The 25,437-nt window shown below is 44.9% G+C and carries 29 protein-coding genes; 1 reads left to right on the top strand and 28 read right to left on the bottom strand.

Annotated features, from left to right (window positions below):
- Positions 1 to 203: 203 nt before the first annotated feature.
- The 11 genes from C1A10_RS17290 to C1A10_RS17245 all read right to left on the bottom strand — a co-directional run bounded on the left by C1A10_RS17290 (position 204) and on the right by C1A10_RS17245 (position 7,673).
- Entirely contained in the window at positions 204 to 1,220 is a 1,017-nt protein-coding gene (locus C1A10_RS17290) for a replication initiation factor domain-containing protein (protein ID WP_101911437.1), read from the bottom strand.
- A 411-nt stretch (positions 1,221 to 1,631) separates the two neighbouring features.
- Positions 1,632 to 2,069, bottom strand: coding sequence for a hypothetical protein (locus C1A10_RS18615; protein WP_101911436.1), 438 nt, complete (start codon positions 2,067 to 2,069; stop codon positions 1,632 to 1,634).
- A gap of 13 nt (positions 2,070 to 2,082) precedes the next feature.
- Positions 2,083 to 2,472, bottom strand: coding sequence for a hypothetical protein (locus tag C1A10_RS17280; RefSeq protein WP_101911435.1), 390 nt, complete (start codon positions 2,470 to 2,472; stop codon positions 2,083 to 2,085).
- Positions 2,473 to 2,875: 403 nt separating this feature from the next.
- Positions 2,876 to 3,730 (bottom strand): zonular occludens toxin domain-containing protein, encoded by an 855-nt coding sequence (locus C1A10_RS17275; RefSeq protein ID WP_180951202.1) that lies wholly within the window; start codon positions 3,728 to 3,730, stop codon positions 2,876 to 2,878.
- Positions 3,730 to 3,984 carry a hypothetical protein gene (locus C1A10_RS18265; protein WP_145997761.1) on the bottom strand — a complete coding sequence of 85 codons (255 nt, stop codon included), beginning with the start codon at positions 3,982 to 3,984 and terminating at the stop codon, positions 3,730 to 3,732. Before C1A10_RS18265 ends, C1A10_RS17275 begins: the two co-directional genes overlap by 1 nt.
- Complete coding sequence (locus C1A10_RS17270) at positions 3,974 to 4,402, bottom strand: hypothetical protein (RefSeq protein ID WP_101911433.1); 429 nt, start codon at positions 4,400 to 4,402, stop codon at positions 3,974 to 3,976. The genes C1A10_RS18265 and C1A10_RS17270 overlap by 11 nt, the downstream gene beginning before the upstream one ends.
- A gap of 82 nt (positions 4,403 to 4,484) precedes the next feature.
- Positions 4,485 to 5,435, bottom strand: coding sequence for a hypothetical protein (locus C1A10_RS17265; RefSeq protein ID WP_101911432.1), 951 nt, complete (start codon positions 5,433 to 5,435; stop codon positions 4,485 to 4,487).
- Between the two features lie 12 nt (positions 5,436 to 5,447).
- Positions 5,448 to 6,257 carry a hypothetical protein gene (locus C1A10_RS17260; protein ID WP_101911431.1) on the bottom strand — a complete coding sequence of 270 codons (810 nt, stop codon included), beginning with the start codon at positions 6,255 to 6,257 and terminating at the stop codon, positions 5,448 to 5,450.
- Positions 6,258 to 6,562: 305 nt separating this feature from the next.
- Positions 6,563 to 6,841, bottom strand: a complete 279-nt coding sequence (locus C1A10_RS17255; RefSeq protein ID WP_101911430.1) for a hypothetical protein — start codon at positions 6,839 to 6,841, stop codon at positions 6,563 to 6,565.
- Between the two features lie 36 nt (positions 6,842 to 6,877).
- Entirely contained in the window at positions 6,878 to 7,363 is a 486-nt protein-coding gene (locus C1A10_RS17250) for a hypothetical protein (protein WP_101911429.1), read from the bottom strand.
- Positions 7,364 to 7,373: 10 nt separating this feature from the next.
- Entirely contained in the window at positions 7,374 to 7,673 is a 300-nt protein-coding gene (locus C1A10_RS17245) for a hypothetical protein (RefSeq protein ID WP_101911428.1), read from the bottom strand.
- 161 nt (positions 7,674 to 7,834) lie between these two features.
- On the opposite strand from C1A10_RS17245, the gene C1A10_RS17240 reads away from it, so the two are divergent.
- Positions 7,835 to 8,110, top strand: a complete 276-nt coding sequence (locus C1A10_RS17240; RefSeq protein ID WP_101911427.1) for a helix-turn-helix domain-containing protein — start codon at positions 7,835 to 7,837, stop codon at positions 8,108 to 8,110.
- A gap of 258 nt (positions 8,111 to 8,368) precedes the next feature.
- Here the strand turns inward: C1A10_RS17240 and C1A10_RS17235 are convergent, their stop codons facing one another.
- From C1A10_RS17235 to C1A10_RS17155, 17 genes are all read right to left on the bottom strand, one after another.
- A complete protein-coding gene (locus C1A10_RS17235) occupies positions 8,369 to 9,559 on the bottom strand; it encodes an ABC transporter permease (protein ID WP_101911426.1) in 1,191 nt (396 codons plus the stop codon).
- A 5-nt stretch (positions 9,560 to 9,564) separates the two neighbouring features.
- Positions 9,565 to 10,644 (bottom strand): efflux RND transporter periplasmic adaptor subunit, encoded by a 1,080-nt coding sequence (locus C1A10_RS17230; protein WP_101911425.1) that lies wholly within the window; start codon positions 10,642 to 10,644, stop codon positions 9,565 to 9,567.
- Positions 10,645 to 10,958: 314 nt separating this feature from the next.
- Entirely contained in the window at positions 10,959 to 12,338 is a 1,380-nt protein-coding gene (radA, locus tag C1A10_RS17220; RefSeq protein ID WP_101911423.1) for a DNA repair protein RadA, read from the bottom strand.
- Between the two features lie 5 nt (positions 12,339 to 12,343).
- Complete coding sequence (locus C1A10_RS17215) at positions 12,344 to 12,991, bottom strand: N-acetylmuramoyl-L-alanine amidase (RefSeq protein WP_101911422.1); 648 nt, start codon at positions 12,989 to 12,991, stop codon at positions 12,344 to 12,346.
- Positions 12,988 to 14,571, bottom strand: a complete 1,584-nt coding sequence (locus C1A10_RS17210; protein ID WP_101911421.1) for a recombinase family protein — start codon at positions 14,569 to 14,571, stop codon at positions 12,988 to 12,990. Before C1A10_RS17210 ends, C1A10_RS17215 begins: the two co-directional genes overlap by 4 nt.
- 17 nt (positions 14,572 to 14,588) lie before the next feature.
- The gene (locus C1A10_RS18610) at positions 14,589 to 14,726 is read right to left on the bottom strand and encodes a hypothetical protein (RefSeq protein WP_180951201.1); all 138 of its coding nucleotides are present in this window, start codon (positions 14,724 to 14,726) and stop codon (positions 14,589 to 14,591) included.
- 137 nt (positions 14,727 to 14,863) lie between these two features.
- Positions 14,864 to 15,748: a tRNA lysidine(34) synthetase gene (locus tag C1A10_RS17205; RefSeq protein WP_101911420.1), complete on the bottom strand. Its 885-nt coding sequence runs from the start codon at positions 15,746 to 15,748 to the stop codon at positions 14,864 to 14,866.
- A gap of 12 nt (positions 15,749 to 15,760) precedes the next feature.
- Positions 15,761 to 16,549 carry a tRNA threonylcarbamoyladenosine dehydratase gene (locus C1A10_RS17200; RefSeq protein WP_101911419.1) on the bottom strand — a complete coding sequence of 263 codons (789 nt, stop codon included), beginning with the start codon at positions 16,547 to 16,549 and terminating at the stop codon, positions 15,761 to 15,763.
- A gap of 154 nt (positions 16,550 to 16,703) precedes the next feature.
- On the bottom strand, positions 16,704 to 16,967 hold the full coding sequence (locus C1A10_RS17195; RefSeq protein ID WP_101911418.1) for a hypothetical protein: 264 nt from the start codon (positions 16,965 to 16,967) through the stop codon (positions 16,704 to 16,706).
- Between the two features lie 99 nt (positions 16,968 to 17,066).
- Complete coding sequence (locus C1A10_RS17190; protein ID WP_101911417.1) at positions 17,067 to 17,981, bottom strand: RluA family pseudouridine synthase; 915 nt, start codon at positions 17,979 to 17,981, stop codon at positions 17,067 to 17,069.
- On the bottom strand, positions 17,974 to 18,471 hold the full coding sequence (lspA, locus tag C1A10_RS17185; RefSeq protein ID WP_180951200.1) for a signal peptidase II: 498 nt from the start codon (positions 18,469 to 18,471) through the stop codon (positions 17,974 to 17,976). Before lspA ends, C1A10_RS17190 begins: the two co-directional genes overlap by 8 nt.
- A gap of 82 nt (positions 18,472 to 18,553) precedes the next feature.
- A complete protein-coding gene (gene ileS / locus C1A10_RS17180; protein WP_101911415.1) occupies positions 18,554 to 21,349 on the bottom strand; it encodes an isoleucine--tRNA ligase in 2,796 nt (931 codons plus the stop codon).
- Positions 21,350 to 21,393: 44 nt separating this feature from the next.
- Positions 21,394 to 22,146, bottom strand: coding sequence for a DivIVA domain-containing protein (locus C1A10_RS17175; protein WP_101911414.1), 753 nt, complete (start codon positions 22,144 to 22,146; stop codon positions 21,394 to 21,396).
- A gap of 48 nt (positions 22,147 to 22,194) precedes the next feature.
- On the bottom strand, positions 22,195 to 22,956 hold the full coding sequence (locus C1A10_RS17170) for a YlmH family RNA-binding protein (RefSeq protein ID WP_101911413.1): 762 nt from the start codon (positions 22,954 to 22,956) through the stop codon (positions 22,195 to 22,197).
- Positions 22,956 to 23,417 (bottom strand): cell division protein SepF, encoded by a 462-nt coding sequence (locus C1A10_RS17165; RefSeq protein WP_101911412.1) that lies wholly within the window; start codon positions 23,415 to 23,417, stop codon positions 22,956 to 22,958. The genes C1A10_RS17170 and C1A10_RS17165 overlap by 1 nt, the downstream gene beginning before the upstream one ends.
- A gap of 61 nt (positions 23,418 to 23,478) precedes the next feature.
- Positions 23,479 to 24,207: a YggS family pyridoxal phosphate-dependent enzyme gene (locus C1A10_RS17160; RefSeq protein ID WP_101911411.1), complete on the bottom strand. Its 729-nt coding sequence runs from the start codon at positions 24,205 to 24,207 to the stop codon at positions 23,479 to 23,481.
- Positions 24,185 to 25,435: a biotin/lipoyl attachment domain-containing protein gene (locus C1A10_RS17155; protein ID WP_101911410.1), complete on the bottom strand. Its 1,251-nt coding sequence runs from the start codon at positions 25,433 to 25,435 to the stop codon at positions 24,185 to 24,187. The genes C1A10_RS17160 and C1A10_RS17155 overlap by 23 nt, the downstream gene beginning before the upstream one ends.
- Positions 25,436 to 25,437 lie beyond the last annotated feature (2 nt).

The raw sequence follows: 25,437 nt of genomic DNA, 5'->3' as shown, positions 1-25,437 counted from the left end.
TACAATCCGATATACTTTGTGCTTTTCCTTGTGAACGAACCAATCGCATTTAATCGTTGGGCATGACCCGCGCTGTCTCATGGCTATACAAAATGCCGCCATTGACTTCCGTCTGCATTTCGGACAATACACCCTCGTGCAGACTTCACACAAGCATTTCCAGCAATCGTACCAGCCATATTTCGATGGTATGTATCCACGTTTCATTCATCCGCACCCGCTGTCATAGTATCTACGAGGTTTCTTTGCCGCTCGTTCAACTTCCTATACTTCACCAGTTCTTTGAACTTATCCATATCATAATCATTCAATTCACACCACGTTCTTATGGAGCTCCCGGCCTGATGGAACACATACCGTTGAAGCGATTGCAAATTATACTCTAGGCCGCCCTTATAAGCCATAGGAATCTTCTCCGCATTACCAAGGAACTTACGCCACCATGGTGTTAAAATAGACCTTTGCGGATTTTCTTCATTCCGCTCTTTCACAAAACGCAATTGGTTTGACATTAACCCATAATACGCAGTAGAAATATTCCCGGTAGACTGCCACGATCTTATAAAGCTGTCCGCACCATCATTGCGTAACTGTAATTCCAACCGAATCCAATTTTCCGGGACGTCTGCCGCATCAACGCCAGCTTTGCAAATACGCTCCAAAGACTTATTGTAAATACGAAGCATCACACGGCTTGTTGTAGCACCAAAATCAATGGTTTCTTCACGCATCATCTTGACCAACGGTTCAGACTTGAAGCGGGAAACATAGCGTTTTTCACGTGTGAACTTAAACAGCTTGCCCATATCCAATAAGCCAAAGGTATCGCAAGCCACATCAAGACGGCTGATATTATGTGTACGGTATTTTTGCACTTTTTTAATCAGTTCGTACCAGTCTAATTTCTCGTTTACACTTTCATACAGGCGGCAACCCTCACCAGTTAGATCAAACATAATTGTTTTTGTATTCCCGCCCCATGCAATACGAATGTTATTATTAGGCCCTGCCGCATAGCGTATCGTATAGCCATATATGCTATTAATTGGCTTGAATTCCAAATCATTGAAGCCAAACACATCCGAAGCAAGCCGTAAAATGCATTCGTGTGTCTCTCCAATATCGTCCGCATTATCTACCGAATCTTCCAAAAAACACTCAAATCCTATCGTAAAAGTGAGCCAGTCAACAAGGATTTTTATATCATTTTTTTCATGCATTTTTAAAACCCCTCAAACCCGCATGAGAAAAGGCTTTGCAGGTATTTTCTTTGTGGTTAGTGCCCCCGTGATACAATACGGGGGCTTTGGGCGGCTCACGCCGCCCGCTGTAACACATTTCCCGCGCCGGTTCGCCGGTTCCCTGGGCGGGTTTTGTGTTACACTTTTTTTGCTGGACAAAGGGAAAAGCATCTGGACTTTACACGATGCAAAGCCCCTCAAAACCTCGTGCTGGCACAGGCCAACTGCAACAAGGGCAGTAAGGAATTATGCGCCATTCGGCGCGCTGGACAAAGGGGCTGTGCCCCTTTACCCCCTTTACCTTATCCCAAGTAATAATAAAATACCTATTGCCAAAAAAGTTAAAAACACAACGCCTAAAAATAATGTACTAAACATCATCAATACCCCTTACCCTGCTTTTTCACCAACCAAATCGGCAGGCAAAATCAAATCATAGCGATAAGATGAAACACCCAAAAGTTTACGTTCGTACTTTACCAATACAGGTTCCTTACCCTCTTTACGTATCTCATGCAAATCAAGTTCAAATTCCATATGGTCATATGTAGTCCCTGTGAATCTCTCACTATAACCAGAGCCAAAAAGCGGCGATTCAGTAACAGTCAAAGAATAATCCCGCAATTCATAACGTTGTACTTCAAAATATGGGAGATTAAAGATACCCAAAACAAGGAAAGTTATTGTACCTATAAAAGCCATAGCAGCACCTATCATAAGAAGATTAACAACGGCCTCACTCACTTCACAGGTTGAATCAAAACGACTTAGAATAAAGAAAAATAAAATCAAAATTCCTAAACATACCGCCGAAATAATAAAAAACATACTCTACACTCCCTTATCCAGCTTTTGTAACACATTTCTCCGGATCCGATCGATCGCCGGCGAGATCTATTTGTGTTACATCCTCCTGCATAGCCTTATTAAGCCGCTCTTTGTAGTCAATCACATCAATTACAATCTTTGTTATTGCCTTATTAAGCCGCTGTTTCTCCTCCACCAAAGAGTCATACTCATAAAGCTGTTTCCGCTTTTCCTCCACCTGTTTACAGAGCCGGTCATACTCCTTGCGCTTCTGGACAAGCTGATCATCTATCTTTTTACGCTCCCAGAAGCAGTACAACACCAAGTTTTCAAACTTATCGTTCAAACTATCACCCTTAAACTTTTCGATGATCGCCGCCACTTCGTCCGAAAAGCGAAACGACCGAATGTTATTCTTTGCCATCAAAAACACTCCTTACATCAAACATCTGGCAACCACAAATCCCAAAACAAAAACTGAATAGAGTAAAGAAATATAAGAAAGTGATCTGACTCTAAGAGATATTAGAATCAAAACAAACGAACTAACAGCAAATGCAATATTAATCATCAAAAACACTCCCTTACTTTTGCATCAACATCCAATTAAGAATATCCGAAAGGCACAACCCGAACAGAACGCCTAAAGGTGTAATCATAAACCAGTGCTCAAACAATAATTCCATAATGCCCCTCCAATCCTGTAACACAATTTATCGCCCAGGCGTGAGCTGCAGCATCGCTACTTTGTGTTACACTCCGATCTTGATAACCGCCAAGTGTTTTTTCGTCGGCTCCCGCCGACTGAAAAAAACACTAATGGCGGTTTATCTCTCATTGCGCGGGATAAACTCAACCTTTTCCATACGCTGAATCTTCTCGTATGTGTCATAACTATGCCTTAATGAATTGGACTGCACAAACATCGACTTCCAGAGCGGCCGACACTTCTTCTTTACCTGATACGGAGTGTCGCTGGTACTGTATTCGGCCGCATCATATTCCACATTGCGGGTAAGACGGCCGAAATAGGTTTTACAGCAGATCACGCTAAAAGCCTGTTCCCTGATCGGCTTCGCTACCCTGCTAAATACCTGCGCGGTTGCAACTATCTTGATTCGCTGTTTTCGCTGTTGGCTGATTTCTGAAAGAATACTTTCGGGAAAGTCCTTCCAGTTCGCGGAGCTATACTCGCTATGTATTTCATCTATCGCAAAAATAACGCCGTTTTCATCATTGCGATAGGTAAGCAAGTCGCGCCAGCTTTCCATATGCTTATCAGCACCGGAAAACGTAAAGTTGGTGACAATTTTGCAATTGGGATATTTCCTCTTCATCTCCCACAAATATTCAACCATAGAAACCGTTTTTCCGCTCCCCTGCGGGCCGACAAAGATAGAAAACCCAAAAGGCCGAAACCGATTCGATCTGCTCTTGCGCGTCAGAAAGTCCCAAAGCCACCAACGCATAAGATCATATGGTTTAAACTTTATCTTTAGCAATGCCAGATAGAAAGGCCGCACCTTAAAAGGATTTACCCGATACCGGAAAAAGAAAAACAGAATAAAGCCGCAAACCAGAACCAACGAGCCGCCGAAGGCCACGCCCAGCACTGTCCAAAACAGATGAATGATCGGACTGAATGTATCCGCGACAATGGCGGTAAAGTCTATTGCTGACATCATGACACCCCCGGAATTTTCCTTATGACCCACATAATGATTGACCATATGAAATCAATGTGAGTAAAGATAAACAGCACCCCGAAACAGAATCCCAAAAGACTGACACTGATAAATGAATCAACCGCGCTGAATACTGCTGTAACCGAATTCACCGATTGAGACAATATGCTCATGTCCGGAAGTTTGGGAAACAGACCGATGATAAACAAAATCACCACTTTCAGCACGTTCATGATGCCCTCAATTATCATTCTGTTCACCCCCTGAATCGGCGGGTAAGATCAAATCATAATAGGGCGTTCCGCGATTTAACTTATCGCTTAGAAATCCACTATCCGCATATTTCACCAAAACAGCGTTATCATCACAACTGAAAAACAAATCATGCAATTCGACATCGAACGATATTCCACTTTCCAAAACGCCAACACACCGATAAACATCTTTATCTCCATCATTCAAAATCGAAAGGATATAGCTTGAAACCTCATTACGTTCAGATTCTGCATAAACTGGATCAACTATTGCACAAAAGAAAGCCAAACCCGAAACACCGAATAACAAAATAGAAAAAAGTTTAACCCTCGGATGCTCCCATCCATCAACAACAAAATAAGAAATCACGCCCAAGACAAATAATAAAAAGAATAATATGTACCAAGCTGTCATACTCTACGCTCCTTTTTGTAACACATATTTTTTCAGCTGCCGCGCCGATCAACTGCGCAGCCATTACAGCATTGTGTTACAATTACGTCTTAATCACTCTGATAAGCTGTTTATAGCAGGTGATCACAGTATAGATAATGACCAGCCCATTAAGGAATGAGCGAAGCCACACCAACACGTCCTTAACCCCTGCCAGTATGTCAACGGATACACCTTTATAGCCTGAAAACAGGTAATTATCCGAAGTTTTAAGTATCAATGTGGATTTGCCCGAACTGGATAAACCGCCCAACGAACCGGAAATACTGTCAAACAGAGTGGACAGCCCCCCTGTCTTAGCTTCAAATGCTGTCTTAATCTCATTAAACCAGTCACTGAAATAGCCATTGGAAGGAACAAACAAGCTGATAAACAAGGATTTCAGCTTTTCCCAGAAGGACGAAAGCCAATCCCATATGTTTTTCAACCATGCCAGCAAGCCGCTGTCCTCGTCCTGATCTCCGTCCAGATCATCCACGAGATACAAAGTACCCTCATAATCCACAAGGTAGTCATAGCTGAAATCTGAAAAATGATAGCTTACTGTATTGAAATAAGTACCAGAAACAACATAGCGGACACTCTGCAAAGCTGTACCAGCTGACAGGGTTCCCATTTCTTCAACTTCAATAGATTCGCTGTCAGACACACTTACGCTAAACCGTAAATAATCAATTGCTTTATTACATGTCATTCGCACAAACTGCGGACTATTAGACGAATCATCGAAAAAGGCAAGGCTTGCACCCTCCGGAACAATCAGGAACCAAAAGAACTCTCCACCGGCACCGGCAAGCATTACATTCCGGTCGCTATGCTTCCAGTCGTCCCAAAACTGTTTATACAGGTCTGTTTGGTCAGCCATCCTAAAAGTACCGACATATGTATCACCATCTTTTTCCGTTGCAGTTGGAAGAGTGGCGGCGCAGATCGGAGCCGCCAACAGGAACAACATAGCCGAAGCCACAAGCACAGACAAAAGCCGCCGTTTCATCTTCTTCCCCCTTTACTTCGATAGCTTCTTTACAATTCTGGAGACCAACAGCCAACCCATGACCAAAGCAAGAATCAACCAACTAATATTGATGGAGTTTCCCGCCGACTGTTTAATAACATCTGCCGCCCTATTCCAGACAGTAACGTCATATGCAATATATTGATTATCCGTTGGCTGAACCTCCGGAAACTCATAAGCCGGTTCAGAAGTCTCTGGCTCGCTGGATGATGCGGGCGGTTCATCCCCTTCCAACAATCCATCATCATCTTCTAAATACAATCTGCCCTCGAAATCTAAAAGCGCAGACGACGGCAAAGAAACATTGCTAAATTTATCAAATATAGTACCGCTAATAAGAGTGCCAACGCCAATAGAATTAGAACTGCCAACAGACCTAGAAGTTCCAGACGTATTGCAGTAAGTACCATCCCCTACCTGTTTACCAGTTACAGCATCAAAATTGAGAGAAGAAAATTGCGCACCACTCGCAAACTGTAGAGTCGCCCAAGCTGTATCTGATGAAGTTGACGATGAAGTTAAAACAGTATTAGATGAAAATATATAAAAGACAATTTGCCCATGTGTAAGCGATGAATTACGCGAATAGGCCAACATATTTGTATCGCTTTCCAACCATGCCCGTAAAAAATCCTTTTGAGCATTTGTCAAAGTCGAAGTAACCAAGGTTCCAATATATGTATCGCCGTCTTGCTCATAAAACATCGGCTCATTTTCCAAAGGATACGTAGACGCAAATGCTCCAACCGACAGAGCAACAACCAACAGCGCGGAAACTGCCGCAGAAAGAACCCTTTTCATATAACCACCTCCTTACTTTGAAAATTTCTTGACTATACGCGACACCAGCAACCACGCAAAAACAGCCGCGAACACCAAGATTCCAACATTGATAGAATTACCGATAGACTGCTTTATGATGTCATAGAACCGATACAGATACGACACGTCGTACACTACCCAACTATCCATGTTATCCCTGCCTTTCCTGTGTGTAACACATTCCTGCCGCGGCAGCTGCGCACCAGGGCGAGAACTTTGTGTTACAAGAAACGAAAAAGGGGAAAGGATTTTCTTGTATCCTTTCCCCCCTCCTTTTCGCAAAATTACGGCTTCGCAAACTTTTTGATAATCTTCATCGCCAGCTGAGGACCGAAGAGGATTATAAAAATACCAATGGCAACCGGAAGAATTACCTTCACATTTGCCGAAACTCCTGTAAGAATCGGCTGGAGCATCTCGGGCGTTACCGCCAGATCAGCATCAATAGGCTCTTCCGCGAAAGCGGTTACCGCAGTCATGGCGGTAAGAGATGCGCACATAACAGCAGGAACAGCTTTTCGCTTGAGTGTCTCAAAAGATGACCGCAACGAAAACTTTTTCATGACAAAACCTCTCTCATAATTTATTTTCAAGGACTGCTAGTCCTCAAATACTGGTTTGATCAGGCAGTAAAACCACCAATCGAACGCAAAACAGATAATAACCGGAATGCAGAAATAAACGAAAAATTCTATGTAAACGCGGATATAGTGCAAATCCTCAGCCGCTCCACTCTCTACGGCTGGTTCACTCTCTTCGGGCGTTCCACTCTCTTCGGGCGTTCCACTCTCTTCGGGCGTTCCACTTCCTTCGGTCGTTTCACTTCCTTCGGTCGTTTCACTTCCTTCGGTCGTTTCACTTCCTTCGGTCGTTTCACTTCCTTCGGTCGTTTCACTTCCTTCGATCGTTTCACTTTCTCCGGTCGTTTCACTTTCTCCGGTCGTTTCACTTTCTCCGGTCGCTACACTTTCCTCGATCGCTACACTCTCTCCAATCGTATCCGCCGCGAAACAGTGATAGGCCGAACCGTAGATCATAACCAAAGCGACAACTGAAACAGCCATAGTCTTGAAAAATACCCGCATATGCTCACGCCTACTTTGCATTGACCGGAGCAAACAAAGACATAATGTCCTCGCGCAGACCATCGGGCGAGATTGCAAAATCCCTAAAATAGTTACGAAGCCGCCCTTTGTCATCTACCGAAGTTCCCACAATTGCAACAATTGTATCTCCGTCCCTTAATGCAGAGGCTCTGTCAAATACTTTGTCATCACTCCACACATCAAACAACGTAGACGATTTACCGGATAGCAGTCCGAAATTCAGCTTTTGTTTGTCCTTAAACTTCATCACTTCCGGTGCAAGAACCTTACCAATTACAAAACCTGTCATTTTTCTAACACCTCTTAAAATCAATTTGAAATATTACCACATATTTCATATTGAAATATTATCACAAAATATGTCACAATGCAATATACGGAAGTAAAAAAATATGTCAGAACGACATTATTTCATTCCGACATTTGATACAATATATTTGAGGTGATAATATGGTTGACTATACAGAAATAATTCCTATGAGACTAAAATATTTCAGAGAGAAATTTCAATTAACGCAAAAAGAAATTTCTGCACAGCTAAAAATTAGACAAGGCTCATACAGCAACTGGGAAAACGGAAAACGACTTCCAGACATCAACGACATAGCAAGAATAGCAGATATATACAGCACATCTATTGATTTACTGCTAGGAAGGACAGATATAAAAATTGATGATGAATCAAAAAAAAATGAAAACCAATTAAAGAATCTTAAAAACAGCTAAGGCAGGGTTTCCCCTGCCTTTGTTTTTTGTAACACATATTTTTTAAGCTGCCGCGCAGATCAGATGCGCAGCCATTCCAATAATGTGTTACAAATGAAAAAGTGCTGGAAATTTACTTCCAGCACAATCTGTACAATTTTTATTTAGCGAAATTACTTGTTATTTTCTTCCAGTCTATCACCCCCTGTCCAGTTTGTCAAGAATATTATCGTTTAATATATACAGAAAAAAGCCGCAATTTATTGCGGCTTTTTTCTGTCATTCGATACGCAAAGCATCAACTGGTCGCATTTTAGCTGCGATGGTCGCTGGATAAACTCCGAATATCATTCCGACCATTACAGATAGTCCAACACTGGACATCAAGAGTTTGATATTAATTAATAATGGGACCTTAACGACGGTACACCCTATCCAAACTAAACTCAGGCCGACGATTACTCCCATTATACTGCCAATTACTGATATCGCAAAAGCCTCAATCATGAACTCGATCATAATGACGCCTTTTGTTGCTCCAATAGATTTTTTAATTCCTATTTCCCTGGTACGCTCATTTACGGATACAATCATCACTGTCATGATGCCAAGCCCCGCAACTACAAGCGAAACCGCGGCTATAGCAGAGAGAATGATCGTTACGACGCTCAACATATTATTTAAAGTGTCTTTTTGCTGGGAGATATTGTCTATTTTGAACCCACGTTCCAGATTGTGAGAACGATTCATCATTGCGGTGAGCTGTTCCGCAGCAGAATCGATGGTATTCGGATTACGAAGAGTGACGGCAATCTGTTCAAATGAAGACTCCCCTTTATATCGCTGTAAAGTCGTATAAGGTATATAAGCAAAAGAGGGTATTACATCGCCTACCATACTTTGAAGAATATTTCCGCCCGAAGATGCAACGCCTACAATTTCAAGAGTGACATAGCTCCCCCCTATCATAGCGTCAAGATGTTTGCCTACAATATTTTCCCTATGATAAAACATATTGGCCATATTAGAATCTACGACACATACATCGGCAGCGCCGGCCAGATCAGTTTGATTCAAGAGTCTTCCGTGTTTCGGTTTCAATGTAATAATCTGGCTGTTTGCACCATCCAGTCCCCAAAGTACCGTATTGGCGACCAGTCCGCGCATGCGCACGCTGCTGTAATCTACAACAATCGGAGAGGCGCTGCGTACAGATGGCGTACTCCTGATCAGCGCTAAATCTTCCTCCGACAACTTTAAACTCGTAAACTTTTTATCTGCGCTCACAGTAACGCTTCCAAGGCCCAAAGAACTCAATTCCCGATTGATTGTGTCTTTACCGATCTCTCCAATAGACCCAATCAAAACTACGGAAGCAACCCCAATTGCGATTCCGCAGATTGTCAAGAAACTTCTGAATTTTTTTCTTCCAAGGTTTCGAAAGCTGCACACTAAACTATCGGCCAGCACATGCTCTACCCCCTTAGTAAACGGACACGGACTCCGGTTTTAACCGCCGAAGCATTTGTTACCAATAATTCATTTTCTCCAAGCCCATTTGTTACTTCAACGCCATCTAATAGTTCAAGCCCTGTAGTAATATCTCTTCGCACAGCTTTGGAATCCTGCACTACGTACACGTATTCAATATTATTTTCATCCTGTTGGATTGCTTCATAGGGAATCATTAGCATGTTGCGCCGCGCATTTGTCATGATTTCTGCCCTTGCAGTAAATCCTGATTTTAAAGAGTCATCCGGGTTATCTATTGTAATTTCAACATCGACCACTGTCTCCTGCACCGCTGTGCCGGATGCTTTTCTGGCAACAGGATAAATTTTGCTGATATGTCCTTCATAGCTTTTTTCTGCGAACCCGGTACCTGTGATAACAGCGGGATCTCCTACCTGGATATCGGAGCTATAGGACTCCCCGACCGTTACCATCGCCGCATAACTTCCGGTATCCGAAATGGTAATAAGCGGTTTTGCAGTACGCGACAGGACATCACTTTTAACCTCCACGGAAGTCACGATGCCATCCATCGGCGCAGTGATCGTTTCCGGAACATAGATATAGGAATTTGGGGTAAGGGATTCATCTGTCGAGCCATAAGCAGCGGAAACAAGGTCTTCAAAAGATCCAATGTTGGATCCGAGCGGAGAAGATTGCAAAACCGAATATAGTCCCGCCAGGTCTGAAGCCTGCTGCAGATCCTCTGAAAATAAGTTTGCGAGATCCTTTGCAGGGATGCTCTGTTCCATAATACTTTTAGTAAGCGTTGTATCAATTGTTGCCAGAACCTGATCTTTTTTTACGTAATCCCCTACTGATACATGAACAGAACTTGCTATCACCGGCGTCTCCAGATAAATTTCTTTGGTGTTTTGCGCTTCAATCGTACCGCTCGCGTTAATCCTTTTTTCATAAAGGACCTGTTTTGGTGTAATACAGGTCACTGTCGGTACCATTTGCAAAACTGCTGCCGGCATAACAGCGGCAACACCAAAAGACCCTGCAGCCAGCAGCAGAGCCGCTATTTGTTTCAAAGCCAAAAAATAACCCCCATTCAGTCAAAATCCATCCTCAATTCACGAGGTTAGTTTCTGCCGTACTGGGGGATTTATTCTTTTTGCCAAAGAATGATTTGGCGTTTAACCGGTTATGATAGTCAATGAAACCTGAAATTAGTTTGGAGGTGTTTTGTTCTATGTCAAGTGCAAAAGAATCCAGAATCCATCTTATTCCATGCGATAAAGACTGCTATTATCAGCAGCAAGGCTATTGCGCTCTTGATCAAATCACTTACATTACAAACTGCAAAAACGGCGGCTGCGGCTATTTTACGCATACTGATCCTTATGCAGACCTATCTGATTATCGAGATGGCCTGTGATATGTTCTCCACTCCAATCAGATTCAGTTCGCGCATTTCACTGGTGTCGACCGATTTTACACATTGTTTGGGGATGATGCAGGTGGTAAATCCAAGCCGATATGCTTCTTTGACCCGTTGCTGAATATTGCTGACCGACCGGATCTCCCCGGCCAGTCCAACTTCGCCGAAAGCAGCAATATCGTCCGAAACTGCTTTATCAAGAAGATTTGACGCTAAAGCAATTGCGACGGGCAGGTCGGCAGCAGGCTCGTCCAGTCGCAGGCCGCCCACCACATTGATATAAGTGTCAAGGTTTCCGAAAAAATATCCTCCCCGTTTTTCAAGTACAGCCAACAGCAGAGCGGTGCGGTTATTATCAAATCCCGTCGACATTCTGCGTGGCGTACCAAAACCGGTTTTCGATACCAGCGCCTGTACCTCCGCCAGTATCGGCCGGGTTCCCTCGATAACGCAGGCAACACAAGTACCGGAAACACCTGACGGGCGTCCGGTAAGCATCATAAGCGAAGGGTTACTGACCTCTTGCAAACCGTTTTGCACCATTTCAAACACGCCAATCTCATTGGTGGAGCCATACCGGTTTTTGACTGCGCGGAGAATGCGGTAACTCTGCTGACGTTCCCCTTCAAAATACAGTACCGCATCCACCATGTGCTCCAGCATTTTGGGGCCGGCAATGGCGCCTTCTTTATTAACATGCCCTACAATAAAAATAGGGATTTCGTTGCTTTTCGCAATTCCGATTAGAACCTGCGTACACTCTCGAATCTGGGTGACGCTTCCGGCAGACGGTGTCAGAGAAGCCAGATTCATCGTTTGGATGGAGTCAACCATCACGATATCCGGCGACAACTGCCGGACGGTTTCCATCAGGCTTTCAATATCGGTAGTCGCGGAAATATAAAGGTCGCTGCCGGTCACTCCAAGCCGGTTTGCACGCAGTTTCAGCTGTCGGGCGCTTTCTTCCCCTGAGACATAGAGAATTTTAAGTTTCTTACAAAGACATTGGCAGATTTGCAGCAGAAGTGTGGATTTTCCAATTCCCGGGTCTCCTGAAAGCAGCATAACCGAGCCGGCAACAATCCCTCCGCCCAATACCCGGTCCAATTCTCCCACACCTGTTTTATAGCGTTGACTGTCATCTGACGAGATTTCGGACAGGCGGGTATAATTTACTTTTGGCGCTGTCTGCGCAGTCAATTTTGCGGCTTTTGAGGCGGTTACCTGCTGGCGCACCTCTTCTGTCAGCGTATTCCACTCTCCGCAGTCGGGGCAGCGCCCATACCATTTAGGTGTCTCATAGCCGCAATTAGCGCATACATAGATACTTCTGTTTTTTGTTACTGCCATTCGTTTTAAGTCCCCTGTTCTGAGGAGGAGGCTTCACCACCCTCCCCTTGATATTCCAGACCCAAATATTCCATCGTACCGCAGAAAATCGTAAACGCAACCTTTTGCTGATACTCTTCTGTATTGAGCAGGCGTTCTTCCTCCGGATTTGATAAAAATCCGCATTCAATCAGCAAGGCCGGCATCGGCGCGTTATAGACCAGATAAACGCTGTCTGTGCATTTTTTGCTTTGCCTGGTATTTTCCGGATTCAGCATGTTGATCATCCGGGCCTGCATGATCTTTCCCAGTCGCTCGCTTTCCTCATTTTGGGGTCCGTAAAAGACCTGCGCGCCGAAATATTTGGGACGCATAAATTTATTTTGATGAATGCTTAGCAAAATTGCATTATCATAAGATTTGGCAATTGCAAAGCGCTTCATAATATCCGAATTTTTCTTTTTTCGGTTGGAAGCATGATCGTCATCATGAAGAGAGATGTCGCTGTCACGCGTCAACACGGCTTTAAACCCATTAATCCGCAGCATATCATACAGCTTCAGCGCAATCGACAAATTAATATCTTTTTCGACTACATGATTACTTCCGACAGCTCCTCCGTCATACCCACCATGCCCTGTGTCAGATAATCCAAAAAAGCATGTTACAGTCACTCAAAATTCCATCTGATTTCTATTTCGCGAGTACCGTTTTCCTGAATTTTACCAATCCATATAGATTGGATAAACTCATTTACCAGTTCATGCGTTAACTGACCAAATTTTTGAAAGTGGGAAAGCTCATTTCGATCGGTCGGTGTCTTTTGAGCAACAGCCTGCAAGGATGACAGCTCTTTTTCAACTGCTTTTTGACGATTTATGAGTTGGCTGTATCGGGACAGCCATTCATCATTCAAAACAGCAAACTGTTCCTCGCTCATTTTGCCGTTGATATGATCCATATAGAGCCTGGCAGAAAACTTTTTCTGTGCGGCGAGTTCTTTTTCAAGGCTTTCACTTTCCAGCCGCAAGGCAGTCTCTTTGGAAAGCAGCTGCTTTTGAGAGGGCATTTGAATCAGATTTGGATTGAAATAAGTCTCAATCAATTGATTGATTTCATCCAAAACAACTTCCTGCAGAACATCCAGACGAACGAATTTCGAATTTTCGCAGGCTTTTGCAGATGATTTGGCAGTACGGCATTTTAAATAGCTATAGCGTCCATTTGCCCCCCGGCTGCTTGTTTTATACATTCGGTTGCCACATTCAGCGCAATAAACCTTATTACTGAAAATATGTCTGGTCCCTGCGCCTGCCGCATTGGAAAAAGAGCAGCGCGTCTTTTCCTTCTGCCTTACATGCACAGCAGTCCAAAGACTCTCGTCAATAATCGGCTCATGCGTTCCCGGGCACCGAATCCAGTTTTCCTTTGGGACCGGTACTCTTCTGTGATCTTTATAATTTAGTTTATGCGTTTTTCCCTGCACTAAAGTTCCGGTATAGATTTCCTGGTGAAGAATATAAAAAATGGTGCTGTCTGTCCAAAGCTCTGAAGTGATACGGGACTCATTGGTCCGGAAGCAGCTTCCGAGCGCCCTTTTATAAAGCGTAGGGTTCAGAATACCGCGGGCATTCAGTTGCTCTGCGATCGCTATGTATCCCATCCCTCCGGCAAACATCCTAAAAATATCTTTTACCACTTCGCTGGCCACAGAATCTACAATCAGCCGGTTTTTATCGTCGGGATCAATCTGATATCCATAAGGGGCGAAAGATCCTGTCCATTGCCCGTTTTTCTTTTTGTGGGTCAGCGTTCTGCGAATATTATCGGACAGGTCCTCCAGATACCATTCATTGATGAGCCCATTGATCTGCCGCGCTTTTTTGTTCCCTGCCACCTCCGTGTCCGCATGATCCACAATGCTGATAAAACGAACATTCCACTCGAGAAACTTTCCATGAATGTATCGCTCAATCATTTCCATATCACGGCTGAAACGAGACTGTGTTTTGCACAGAACGATATCTATTTTTCCTTCTTCGCAGTCCCGAATCATTTCCATCCATTCGGGCCGGTTTCGGTCAGCCCCGGAATAGTCCTCATCACAATAGACTTTGTACACCTGCCACCCTTTTTCCATACAGTAGTGTATCAGCATGGACTTCTGGTTCTGAATACTTTCGCTTTCATCATACTCTTCTTTTTTGTCCCGGTCTTCCTCCGACAGTCTGCAATAAACAGCGACTCTCTTCATAAAAAAGTCCTCATTTATTATATATCATTTGGCAGCTGTTGGGTAGTCTTTTGGCTTTGGGCAAGCAGGATATTTGAGAACTTTTGGTTTACCTGCCGTTCCAGTTCTTCCTTGCTTGATTCAGAAATTGTATTTTTTACTGTCATCTGATACATGCAATCACCCCATAAACTGATTTTATATCAGTTTATGACGAATAAGGCTTCGCATATGACTTTAAAACAGAATCAACCGGGTCTCCTGCTCCGGCTGGAACGAGAGACCCAGTTGATATAAGTAACCAATCCAAGAATTATAGAATCGAGTCTTCCTCCTTTATTTCCGGAAGCTGACTGTTCTTATCATACTCATCCAAAAAACAATGCTCGACACCATCTTTTTTATATCCGATCAAGGTATCCAATTTTACGGAGTGAATACTTTGAAAGATATGTTTTTCCACCTGAGGATTTCCGACTTTCAGCTGCTTTAACAGCAGTTTTACTTCCTTCCGTTTCGACTGACCGGCTTCATTTTCATTTACCGGGCAGTTTTCCGTAAAGCGGCATGCACATTGAATGAATTCCAGGCAGTTATAATTTTTCCACGCGATAATCTGTTCCTCGTGCACGCAATATAATGGACGTATCAATTCCATTCCCGGAAAATTTGTGCTGTGCAGCTTCGGCATCATAGCCTGAATCTGCGCCCCATAAAGCATCCCCATAAGGGTCGTCACCACAACATCCGTAAAATGGTGTCCCAGCGCTATTTTATTGCAGCCCAGTTCCTGCGCATATTTGTATAAATGCCCTCTTCGCATTCTGGCGCAAAGATAGCAGGGATTTTGCTCAATACCGGTAACAATATCATAGATTTTAGAATCAAAAATCTTAATCGGAATCTGCATCAGCGCGGCATTGTCTATAATCTTCTGCCGGTTTATTTCCGCATAACCCGGGTCCATCACAAGAAATTCCAATTCAAACGGCACTTCGCTGTGCTTTTGAAGCTGCTGCATTAATTTTGCCAAGAGCATGGAATCCTTACCGCCGGACATACAGACAGCAATCCGGTCGCCCGCCTGAATCAGTTGGTAACGTTTAACCCCCTCGATAAAAGGGTTCCAGATCTCCTTGCGAAATCTTTTGATGATGCTTCTTTCAATCAACTGACATTTCTCTAACTCACGGCTCATATGATAGACTCCTTATTGCACACAGGCATCCCTGCCTGCTGAATGAATCGTACCCGAAAGATCTTTGATGACTTCGCCCGCAATAATCAATCCGGCAACCGACGGCACGAATGCAGTACTGCCCGGGACCTGCCTTCTCTGCGTGCACTTCCTGGCTGTTCCAGGCGGGCAGATGCAATGGGCCCGGCAGCTAATTGCCATATCGTCAATCGGCGTCAGAGGCTGTTCTTTAGAATAAACAACTTTCAGCTTGTCGATTCCCCGCTTTTTCAATTCACGGCGCATGACCCTTGCGAGCGGGCATACCGATGTCTGATAAATATCAGCCACCTCAAAGGCAGTGGGGTCAAGTTTATTTCCCGCACCCATCGAGCTGATAATCGGCACATTCGCCTTTCTGGCCTGCTCGACCAACTCCAGTTTCGCAGTTACGGTGTCGACTGCGTCAACGATATAAGAATATTTGGAAAAATCATAATCTGCGGAAACCTCGGGGGAATAAAAAGTTTTATGTGTATAGACAGTCGCGTTTGGATTAATGTCAAGAATACGTTCTTTCATGACATCTACCTTATACTGTCCTACTGTTTTTCGAACTGCAATAATCTGCCGGTTCAGATTGGTCAAACAAATTTTATCATCATCAAATAAATCAAAAATTCCGACTCCGCTGCGTACCAGTGCTTCAACTGTAAACCCGCCGACGCCGCCGATTCCAAATACAGCCACCCTGCTGTTGTTCAGCTTTTCCATGGCTTCTTTTCCAAGCAAAAGTTCTGTCCTAGAAAACTGATTTAACATTTTATAGTTCCTTTCTTTACATCATCAGCGAATCTGTTCATAAAGTAAATAATAAATTCTGCAATAAAAAACTCGCCTTCCTTACCAGAAGACGAGATACGATTCTGTGTCTCGTATGATGCATCTTAAAACATTCATTAGGACAATCTTAAAATTACATAAATAGTATAACAGCAATTTTACGGCCTGTCAATTCAATCTTCCCAGTAATTTTATAGATTTTATCGGAATTTCCAGGCCAACTACATTTTTTTGCATTAACTGATTCCGCATGCCCTGCATCAATCACAATTGTAGGGAGACTTTCCAACCGCTCATATGGCGCGTTGGCAGTAATTGCGCCGATCGAATATACTGCAAAATAAATTGCTATTCCGCAAAGACACAGCGCTGCCGCTGCAAAAAGCCGTTTTCTCATTCGCACATCCCTCCGCTTTCCAGTCTATGCAAAAAAGCCGGGATTTTATGCAGCAACTTTACCCGCAAATATCTGTAAAGAAATATGCTTTACAAGGATTCACTGTGAAATACTTTTCAGGAAAGACATATAATATGCAGGCAGTTCACTGAAAAATTCCATATATTGATTGGTTCGGGGATGAATAAAGCCGATCAGCCGTGCATGGAGGCATTGCCCGTGGAGCCTGGTAATCACATTTTTAGGTCCATATACCGGGTCCCCGGCTACCGGATGCCCCTTGTAAGCCATATGAACTCGAATTTGATGTGTCCTGCCCGTTTCCAGCCGCAACTCCAAATTCGTAAATGCACCCAACCGTTCCAGCACCCGGTAATGCGTGACTGCGTTACGGGAATTCTGATAAATTACACACATCTTTTTGCGGTCTGTGGGACAACGGCCGATGGGCAGGTCAATAGTGCCCTCTTCTTCGGAAAATCCGCCGTAAACCACGGCATTATAGACCCGTGTAAAGCTATGCGCCTTTATCTGTTCGGTGAGCAGATTGTGCGCATAATCATTTTTCGCAACAATTAAAAGGCCGCTGGTATCCTTATCAATTCTGTGGACAATACCGGGCCGGAGAACTCCGTTAATTCCGGAAAGACTGCCCCGGCAATGATAGAGCAGCGCATTGACAAGCGTCTTATCATAATTTCCGGGAGCGGGATGAACAACCATCCCTTTTGGCTTGTTCACAACCAGCAAATCATCATCTTCATACACGATTTCCAGGGGAATATTCTGTGGCTCCACATCAAGCGGCTTTGCGTCCGGCAAAGTGAGCAGAAGACTTTCCCCGCCCTGAAGCTTATAGTTCTTAGGCAGAATCTTGTCATTTAACGTTACACAACCGCTTTCACACAGCTTTTGAATCGCAGAACGGGTCAGGAATTCCACATTATCAGCCAGCCATTTGTCAACCCGTGTCCCCGCGTCCTCTTCTTCCACATCATAGATCTGTTTATCCAACTTCTTCACCGTCCGCCTGTTCGGGAAGTTTTTTTGACTCTTTTCCTTCAAAAAACAGTAAGTAAATCAATAAAAGCGAGGTACCAATGACAACACAGCAATCCGCGAAATTAAAAACAGGAAAATTAAACCAGGGAGAAATATCCAGATAATCTACTACAAACGTCCTGAACATGCGGTCAATTAAATTTCCTGTCCCCCCCGCAATAATCAGGCCGACACTCCATAGCACCATTTTAGGCTTAAATTTGCCCATCAGCAGCAATATAATAGCAGTTATAATGACCGCCAGGGTCAGAACCGAAAGGATGCCGACTTTGCCCTGAAAAATTCCGAAAGCGGCCCCACGGTTCTCAACATAGGTTAATTGCAGAAGCCCCGGGATAATCATAATAGACGGAGACCCCGCCAGATGGTCCAGCATCCAGATTTTCAAAAGCTGATCGATTACCACCAAAACTCCGGACATCATCAATATTAAAAGTGCCATTGACACAACATCATCATTCCATTTCTGCTGATATAATCTGCGGCGCTTAAAGGAGCCTTTAAGCGCCGCAGTTATGAATTTTTTACCCGATAATTTCCGCACAGCGTGCGCACAAATCAGGATGTTTTTCGTTTTTGCCCACCGTATCGCTGTAGACCCAGCAACGCGGGCAATGGTGGCCGTTCGCTTTCGCCACATCAATACTTAATCCGGCGCAGCTGCCGTTAAACTGTCCCGCGCCCTCCTTTGTGAGATGCACCTGGGATACAATGAAGACAGGCTCCAGTTCTTTCTCCACCTCGGACAGAAACGCATACAGTTCCTCATCACAGTGAAGCGTTACCTGCGCCTCAAGAGATTTTCCAATGACTTTCGCATTTCTTGCTTCTTCAAGCGCTTTCAGCACATCGTCGCGCACCGCATGAATCCGATCCCACTTATTCATAAACGCTTCATCCACAAGATTCTCCATCACCTTCGGCATCTCATTAAACATGACAGAATCCCCGTCATAGTTTACGTCAGCAGGCATGAAGCTCCAAATCTCTTCGGCAGTAAACGAAAGAATTGGGGCAAGGATGATATCAAGGCCACGCAGAATGTGATAGATCGCGGTCTGAGCGGCACGGCGGTTCAGAGAATCTGCCGCCTCTACATATAGTCTGTCCTTAATGACATCCAAATAGAAGTTGGACATATCGATTGTACAGAAATTATGCAGTGCGTGATAAACCATATGGAACTCATAGCGATCATACGACTGCTTCGCCAGCGCGACCAAGTCGTTAAACTTCGCCAGCGCCCACTTGTCCAGTTCTGTCAGTTGCTCAAGCGGAACCAGATCTTTGTTGGGGTCAAAATCACTGATATTGCCAAGGATATAGCGCGCGGTATTGCGGATCTTTCTGTAAACCTCGGAAAGCTGCTTGAGAATATCGCCGGAAATGCGGATATCGGCATGATAGTCGGAAGATGCAACCCACAGGCGTAGGATATCCGCGCCATACTGGTTTGTGATTTCCGAAGGCTCAATCCCGTTTCCAAGCGATTTTGACTGTTTACGGCCTTCCCCGTCCACAACCCATCCATGGGTGCAGACAGACTGATAAGGCGCTTTCCCCTTCCATGCAATAGAGGTCAGCAGCGAAGACTGGAACCAGCCGCGGTATTGGTCGGTCCCTTCCAGATAAAGGTCGACCGGCCATTTCAGATCAGGGTTTCCATAGACCACCGACGCATAGGATGTCCCGGAATCAAACCAGACATCCATAATGTCGGACTCTTTTGTAAATTCCGTCCCTCCGCAATATTTGCATGTTGTCCCTTTGGGCAGAATGTCGGCGGCCTCCGTTGTGTACCACGCATCAGATCCTTTCTCGCGGAAAAGATCGCTCACTGCTTTAATACTTGCCTCGTCGACATGGTATTTCCCGCAGGACTTGCAATAGAAAATCGGAATCGGGACACCCCAGGTACGCTGGCGGGAAATGCACCAGTCGCTGCGGTCACGCACCATGTTAATCATGCGGCCCTGTCCCCACGGGGGAATAAATTCGACCTGATTAATCGCGTCGATTGTCTGCTCTTTAATATCATCAACCGAACAGAACCACTGCTCGGTTGCGCGGAAAATAATCGGGTCTTTGCAGCGCCAGCAGTGCGGATACTGGTGGATGATTTTCTGAATCGCAAACAGGCGGCCCAGTTCTTCCAGCTTCTTCGCAATCGCCTTATTAGCGTCTTCTGTCGTCAAGCCCGCAAACTCGCCGGCAAGTTCGGTCAGTTTGCCCTCATGGTCGACCGGAACAATGACTTCAATTTCGGGATAATGCTGCGCGCATACGTCAAAGTCCTCAACGCCGTGTCCGGGCGCTGTGTGGACGCAGCCGGTGCCGCTTTCCAACGTAACGTGATCCCCCACGATGACAGGAGAAACGCGGTCGATAAAAGGATGGCGGTAGGTCATATATTCCAGCTCACTGCCAAGGCAGGAGCCCAAAATTTCATACTGCTCAATATTGGCGGCTTTCATGGATTCCGCCACCAAATCTTTCGCCAGCACATAATATTCACCGTTGGCGGCCACCACACAGTATTCGAAAGCGGGGCCAACGCAAATTGCCATATTGCCCGGCAGCGTCCAGGTGGTGGTTGTCCAGATCACAAAGTAGGTCTTGCTCAGGTCCTTTGCCCCCAGCTCCGCAAGCTTGCCGCCCTTATCGTCTACCACCTGGAATTTCACATAGATAGAATGGCATTTGTCTTCGGCATATTCAATTTCCGCTTCAGCTAATGCCGTATCGCAGGTAGGGCACCAGTAAACCGGCTTCAAACCTTTATAAATATAGCCTTTATTTGCCATGGCACCAAACAGCTCAATCTGTTTGGCCTCAAATTCCGGCTTTAGTGTCAGATACGGATGCTCCCAGTCACCAATAACCCCTAAACGTTTGAATTCTTCTCTTTGGATATCGACATAGCTGAGCGCAAACTCACGGCAGTGATGTCGCAATTCCACGGGCGGAATATTGCGGGATACGCCCATTTTTTTCAGCGCTTTGAGTTCAATCGGAAGGCCGTGTGTATCCCAGCCCGGAATATAAGGAGATCTATAACCGTTCAGATTTTTATAACGAACAATGATGTCCTTCAGCACCTTATTCAGCGCGGTTCCCAAATGAATATTTCCATTGGCATACGGCGGCCCGTCATGCAGTACGAAGAGAGGTTTACCCTCATTTTTCTGCATCAGCTTCTGGTAGAGCTGTTCGTTATTCCATTTGGAAACCATACCCGGCTCTTTGGAGGGCAATGCTGCGCGCATCGAGAAATCGGTTTTAGGAAGGTTCAATGTTTTACTGTAATCCTGCTCGGACATTGGATATATCTCTCCTTGTTTGTCTATTTAACAGATTCTTTGATCTATCGTCTGCGTTTATTATCATCACGCTTGATGTCATATTCTTTACCAAACTTGAGCGGGCCAAACCGGGACTCGCGATGTCCCGGGTCCGCGGCCGGAGAATGAACCGGTTCAAGCTCCTGTTCCTCCGTATAAGAAAGCCCGCTGTCTTCGGTGTACTCCAGCGGCTCCATCGCGGGCATTTCTTCTCCGAAGTCATCGCCCTGCGGGAGCGGGACATCTGCCGGGTCGACATAGTCGGATTCCGGTTCAGGCTCGGCCTTTGGGGCAGCAGCAGATGAGGCTGCCGCGGTCACAGTATTTTCATCTACGGGAATGCTGCTGATCAACTCCAAGTGCTGCTTATACAGCAGCTGCAGCTTACTTTTAAAGGTAGCCACTTCGCGCTGCATACGCAGAAAACTGTTTTTTTGGCTTTCAACCGCCTGTTTGGAGTTCTCAACTATCCGATTCGCCTTTATACTTGCTTCTTCTATAATAGACGATGCTTTCGCTTTTGCGTCGCGCACGACACTGTCTCCCAGTTTCTGAGCGCCGACAAGTGCAGAACGTAGGCTTTCTTCATCCTGCTTATATTCTTCCAATTTTTCGGCCAAAACAATCAATTTTTGCTCCAGCTCACTTTTTTCCGCAAGAAGCGCGCCCACTTCATTCGAAAGCTGAACAAGATAGCTATCCACCTCATCGGCTTTATAGCCTCTGCCCATCGATTTGTCAAACTTTTTGCCGGCAATATCGTTTGGATTCAGCACAATGAAACATCCCCCTAATATCTTAAAATCTGAACCAGATTTATTCTCTTATACATATTTTTTGCAGAGAATCTGCAATCTGCCTTTTTTGGTAACCTTGTTAACGCTTGCGAATAAAAACTTACCGAATCCACGGATACTAATAACGTCACCTTCGGCAACATTCCAAGAAGGTTCACTTTGAGAAGCACCATTCACGAATACAAGCTGTGCCCCTATGGTCTGAGATGATTTTTCACGGGAAATTCCTGCTATCGCCGCCACAATGCAATCGAGCCTGAGTGAACTGACAGTCGCAGGAATGTCCAAATAGTTATGAAGCGGAGGCAGAGTTTCGGGCATCCCCTGACAAACTTTCACACCGCAATGCCCAACCTTCTTTAATTCATTCAGCAGGATAGGCGCCACCGATTCCGTAACAAACGCAACCGCCGCGCCTTCACCTACCAGGATATCGCCTACCGCCTCCCGTCTGATTTCCAATCCGAGGAAAGCACCCAAAATGTCTCTGTGTCCAATGGGGTCTTCTTTACGAAAACGCAGGGTAATCGGTATAATCGGAAAGGGGGCCTGCTCTCCATAAAAAGAAAAAACCCCAAGCATAGCCCGTTCCCCCTCCGGATAACCTGAAAAAAACAAATAATTGGAATACCCGCTTGACACGGCAACCTGACGCGCCAAAGTAAGCTGGTGCATGTCCAGAAAGCCTGAAAAGCGGGTCATTGCGTTCTGCTGTGCAGACAAAAACAGATCTGAAATATGAGCGGCAAATGCTTTATCCTGCTTGTCTGTCAGGTAAACAGGCTTCATCAGAAGAACACACCGTTACTTTCCAGCTCGTCCAGCAGGTCTCCCATAATATCAACATTATAAGGCGTGATAATATAGGTGCTGTTCGCCACGCGTTTAATTTGTCCGTTATTCGCATAAGCCACACCTGACAGAAAATCTATCAGTCTGCGGGAAACATCCTTATTGGTAGACTCAAGATTCAGTACCACAGTACGTTTATCATTGAGGTGATCTGCGACTGAAGAAGCGTCATCAAACCGTTCCGGCTTGACCAGCACCACCTGAAGCTGTGTGGTCGCATGGATATTCACAACTTTATTTCCACGTTTACTGTTTTCAGAATGGGCAGATGGCTCCTCCGGTTCGCGCGGCGCACGTGAATCCCGCGGATTGTCATTGGTAAGGAAGTCTACATCATCCTCGTAATATTCATCTTCAGGAATTCCGATAAAATTCTTGAATTTGTCCATGATTCCCATAACAACATCCCTCTCAATATCTCAACAGCCGCGTCCTGCAAAAAACAGGATCGCCGCAATTTTAAATTTTATTGGGGTAATTCCTCCGACCAAAAAGCGCGCTCCCAATCCTGACGAGATTGGACCCATGTTTAATGGCTATCGAATAATCGTCAGACATACCCATGGATAGAAAATCCATATTGATATTATCTATTTTTTTCTCCCCGATGTCAATAAATAGTTGATACATGCTGGAGAAATAATGTTCTTTTTGTACGATATCTTCACAAATCGGCGGAATAGCCATCATTCCACGGACATGAATACGGTCAAAATTGGTCATCTGCTCTAAAAATCTTGGCAATAACTCAGGCAAAATGCCGGATTTTGTCTGCTCTTCTCCAATATTTACCTCCACCAGGCAATCCAGATGTTTTTGATGCTTTTCGCATTGGCGTTGCAGCTCCTCAGCCAATGGAATACTGTCCAAAGATTGGACCATCGTTACCTTATCGATAATCTGACGTACCTTGTTGGTCTGTAAATGGCCGATAAAATGGATTTCAACACCACTTTTATGATAGTCTTCATATTTTGCGCAAAGCTCCTGTGCCTTGTTTTCTCCCAGCAAGGTGATTCCTGCGTCTATCGCTTCATTTACCCGTGCCGCGTCAACTGTTTTCGTAACAGCCATAAAGCGGACATCCGCCGGATTCCTTCCACAGCTTACACATGCTTCCCGTATATGATCTGAAATACAGCGAACTGTATGAGCAATAGAATTGTCATCCGACCTGCTTACTGTCATAAAGATTCATCCCCTCAATTACAACTTCATCGAATTGCTGCAAGCCGCGACCGAAATCCGGGTTATTGGCATATTCCGGATCGTTATCCCTGCAAAGCACAAATCCGACGTCTTCATAAACCACATTAACAGGTCGAAACAGCAGCTTGTCACCAACCAGGGTATAGACGCCCTTCTGCATGCCTACAAACCTGATGGCCTGTTCACTGATACGAAGCCCTGTCACAGATTTAAACTGGACATCCGCCTGCGCAATACGCAGGTTCACAAGGGACTCATTGATGTAGCCGCAGCGGAATATCACCACATTCCCCTTCTCCGGGTCCTTGTTGACATTGCAGATCGTAGCCGTAACAGGGCTTAACCCGCTGATATTAAAATCCAGCGTTACAATCCCGTTAAGGCGATATTTGGCAATCTCATCATCCGGTACGGTTGCGGCAAAATACCAGTTGTGGTCGACCATCAATTTGCCAACGCGTCCATCCGGCCTGCTTTTCTTCTGTGCCGGCTGGTTCATAAGCTGGAACAATTGACTGGCATCAAGTTGATCCAATTCTTCCATATCAACTTTGTTCTCAAGACCATCAATCGCCCGAATAAAATAACCCGGCTGAGGCGACTGAATAATTTGGGGTTCTTCGGTGATCTTTTGGGCATAAAAATCTTCTTCCGCGCTGATTTGGTCGATTGCATTCTGGAAATCATTCTGCTGGCCTGTTGCAATCTGTTTTGTATTGATCAGCACGAGCAGCTTGTCCGCCGTATTCTGCAGATTGATCAGCGTATCCGTATTTACCGCATCAACGATGCTCCCCACTTCGCTGAAAATCTGTTTGTTCAGTACGTCGGTGTGCGCGTAGGAGGTCGTTCCCGGATCCTGTGACTTTTCCAGCAAACCGCGCTTGATTTCCAGTTCCCTCATTTTAGCGGTTGCCTCGGCATCCGCCTTATTCCGGAAAACCTCTGCGAGCTGTGAATGGATAGACACCTTGGCACCATCTTCAACCATATAGACAGCCACCTCATTGCCTATCCGGTCATCCAGAATCAGTTCATCCCGAAGCGCAATTCCGGTAATCCTGGAAGACTCGGATACAGTATATAATAAGGCCGTTTCCGTCCTATAACGGGAATTCAGAAAACGGTATACCTGAAAGCCCACATAAACGAAAAGGAACAGCGCTAATATTGCAAGCACGATCCTCTGTGTTAAAGTATTTTTCATAG

Source organism: Marasmitruncus massiliensis (assembly GCF_900186535.1).
GTDB classification, from domain to species: Bacteria; Bacillota; Clostridia; order Oscillospirales; family Ruminococcaceae; genus Anaerotruncus; species Anaerotruncus massiliensis_A.
The sequence above is the reverse complement of the archived record's forward strand: the minus strand, read 5'-3'. Positions and strand labels throughout refer to the sequence as shown.

Bases quoted from the DNA above. Each gene is read 5' to 3' on its own strand.
- C1A10_RS17290 (WP_101911437.1), bottom strand. From the start codon at position 1,220: ATGCATGAAAAAAATGATATAAAAATCCTTGTTGACTGGCTCACTTTT.
- C1A10_RS18615 (WP_101911436.1), bottom strand. From the start codon at position 2,069: ATGTTTTTTATTATTTCGGCGGTATGTTTAGGAATTTTGATTTTATTT.
- C1A10_RS17280 (WP_101911435.1), bottom strand. From the start codon at position 2,472: ATGGCAAAGAATAACATTCGGTCGTTTCGCTTTTCGGACGAAGTGGCG.
- C1A10_RS17275 (WP_180951202.1), bottom strand. From the start codon at position 3,730: ATGTCAGCAATAGACTTTACCGCCATTGTCGCGGATACATTCAGTCCG.
- C1A10_RS18265 (WP_145997761.1), bottom strand. From the start codon at position 3,984: ATGATAATTGAGGGCATCATGAACGTGCTGAAAGTGGTGATTTTGTTT.
- C1A10_RS17270 (WP_101911433.1), bottom strand. From the start codon at position 4,402: ATGACAGCTTGGTACATATTATTCTTTTTATTATTTGTCTTGGGCGTG.
- C1A10_RS17265 (WP_101911432.1), bottom strand. From the start codon at position 5,435: ATGAAACGGCGGCTTTTGTCTGTGCTTGTGGCTTCGGCTATGTTGTTC.
- C1A10_RS17260 (WP_101911431.1), bottom strand. From the start codon at position 6,257: ATGAAAAGGGTTCTTTCTGCGGCAGTTTCCGCGCTGTTGGTTGTTGCT.
- C1A10_RS17255 (WP_101911430.1), bottom strand. From the start codon at position 6,841: ATGAAAAAGTTTTCGTTGCGGTCATCTTTTGAGACACTCAAGCGAAAA.
- C1A10_RS17250 (WP_101911429.1), bottom strand. From the start codon at position 7,363: ATGCGGGTATTTTTCAAGACTATGGCTGTTTCAGTTGTCGCTTTGGTT.
- C1A10_RS17245 (WP_101911428.1), bottom strand. From the start codon at position 7,673: ATGACAGGTTTTGTAATTGGTAAGGTTCTTGCACCGGAAGTGATGAAG.
- C1A10_RS17240 (WP_101911427.1), top strand. From the start codon at position 7,835: ATGGTTGACTATACAGAAATAATTCCTATGAGACTAAAATATTTCAGA.
- radA (WP_101911423.1), bottom strand. From the start codon at position 12,338: ATGGCAGTAACAAAAAACAGAAGTATCTATGTATGCGCTAATTGCGGC.
- C1A10_RS17210 (WP_101911421.1), bottom strand. From the start codon at position 14,571: ATGAAGAGAGTCGCTGTTTATTGCAGACTGTCGGAGGAAGACCGGGAC.
- C1A10_RS18610 (WP_180951201.1), bottom strand. From the start codon at position 14,726: ATGTATCAGATGACAGTAAAAAATACAATTTCTGAATCAAGCAAGGAA.
- C1A10_RS17205 (WP_101911420.1), bottom strand. From the start codon at position 15,748: ATGAGCCGTGAGTTAGAGAAATGTCAGTTGATTGAAAGAAGCATCATC.
- C1A10_RS17200 (WP_101911419.1), bottom strand. From the start codon at position 16,549: ATGTTAAATCAGTTTTCTAGGACAGAACTTTTGCTTGGAAAAGAAGCC.
- C1A10_RS17195 (WP_101911418.1), bottom strand. From the start codon at position 16,967: ATGAGAAAACGGCTTTTTGCAGCGGCAGCGCTGTGTCTTTGCGGAATA.
- lspA (WP_180951200.1), bottom strand. From the start codon at position 18,471: ATGGCACTTTTAATATTGATGATGTCCGGAGTTTTGGTGGTAATCGAT.
- ileS (WP_101911415.1), bottom strand. From the start codon at position 21,349: ATGTCCGAGCAGGATTACAGTAAAACATTGAACCTTCCTAAAACCGAT.
- C1A10_RS17170 (WP_101911413.1), bottom strand. From the start codon at position 22,956: ATGAAGCCTGTTTACCTGACAGACAAGCAGGATAAAGCATTTGCCGCT.
- C1A10_RS17165 (WP_101911412.1), bottom strand. From the start codon at position 23,417: ATGGGAATCATGGACAAATTCAAGAATTTTATCGGAATTCCTGAAGAT.
- C1A10_RS17160 (WP_101911411.1), bottom strand. From the start codon at position 24,207: ATGACAGTAAGCAGGTCGGATGACAATTCTATTGCTCATACAGTTCGC.
- C1A10_RS17155 (WP_101911410.1), bottom strand. From the start codon at position 25,435: ATGAAAAATACTTTAACACAGAGGATCGTGCTTGCAATATTAGCGCTG.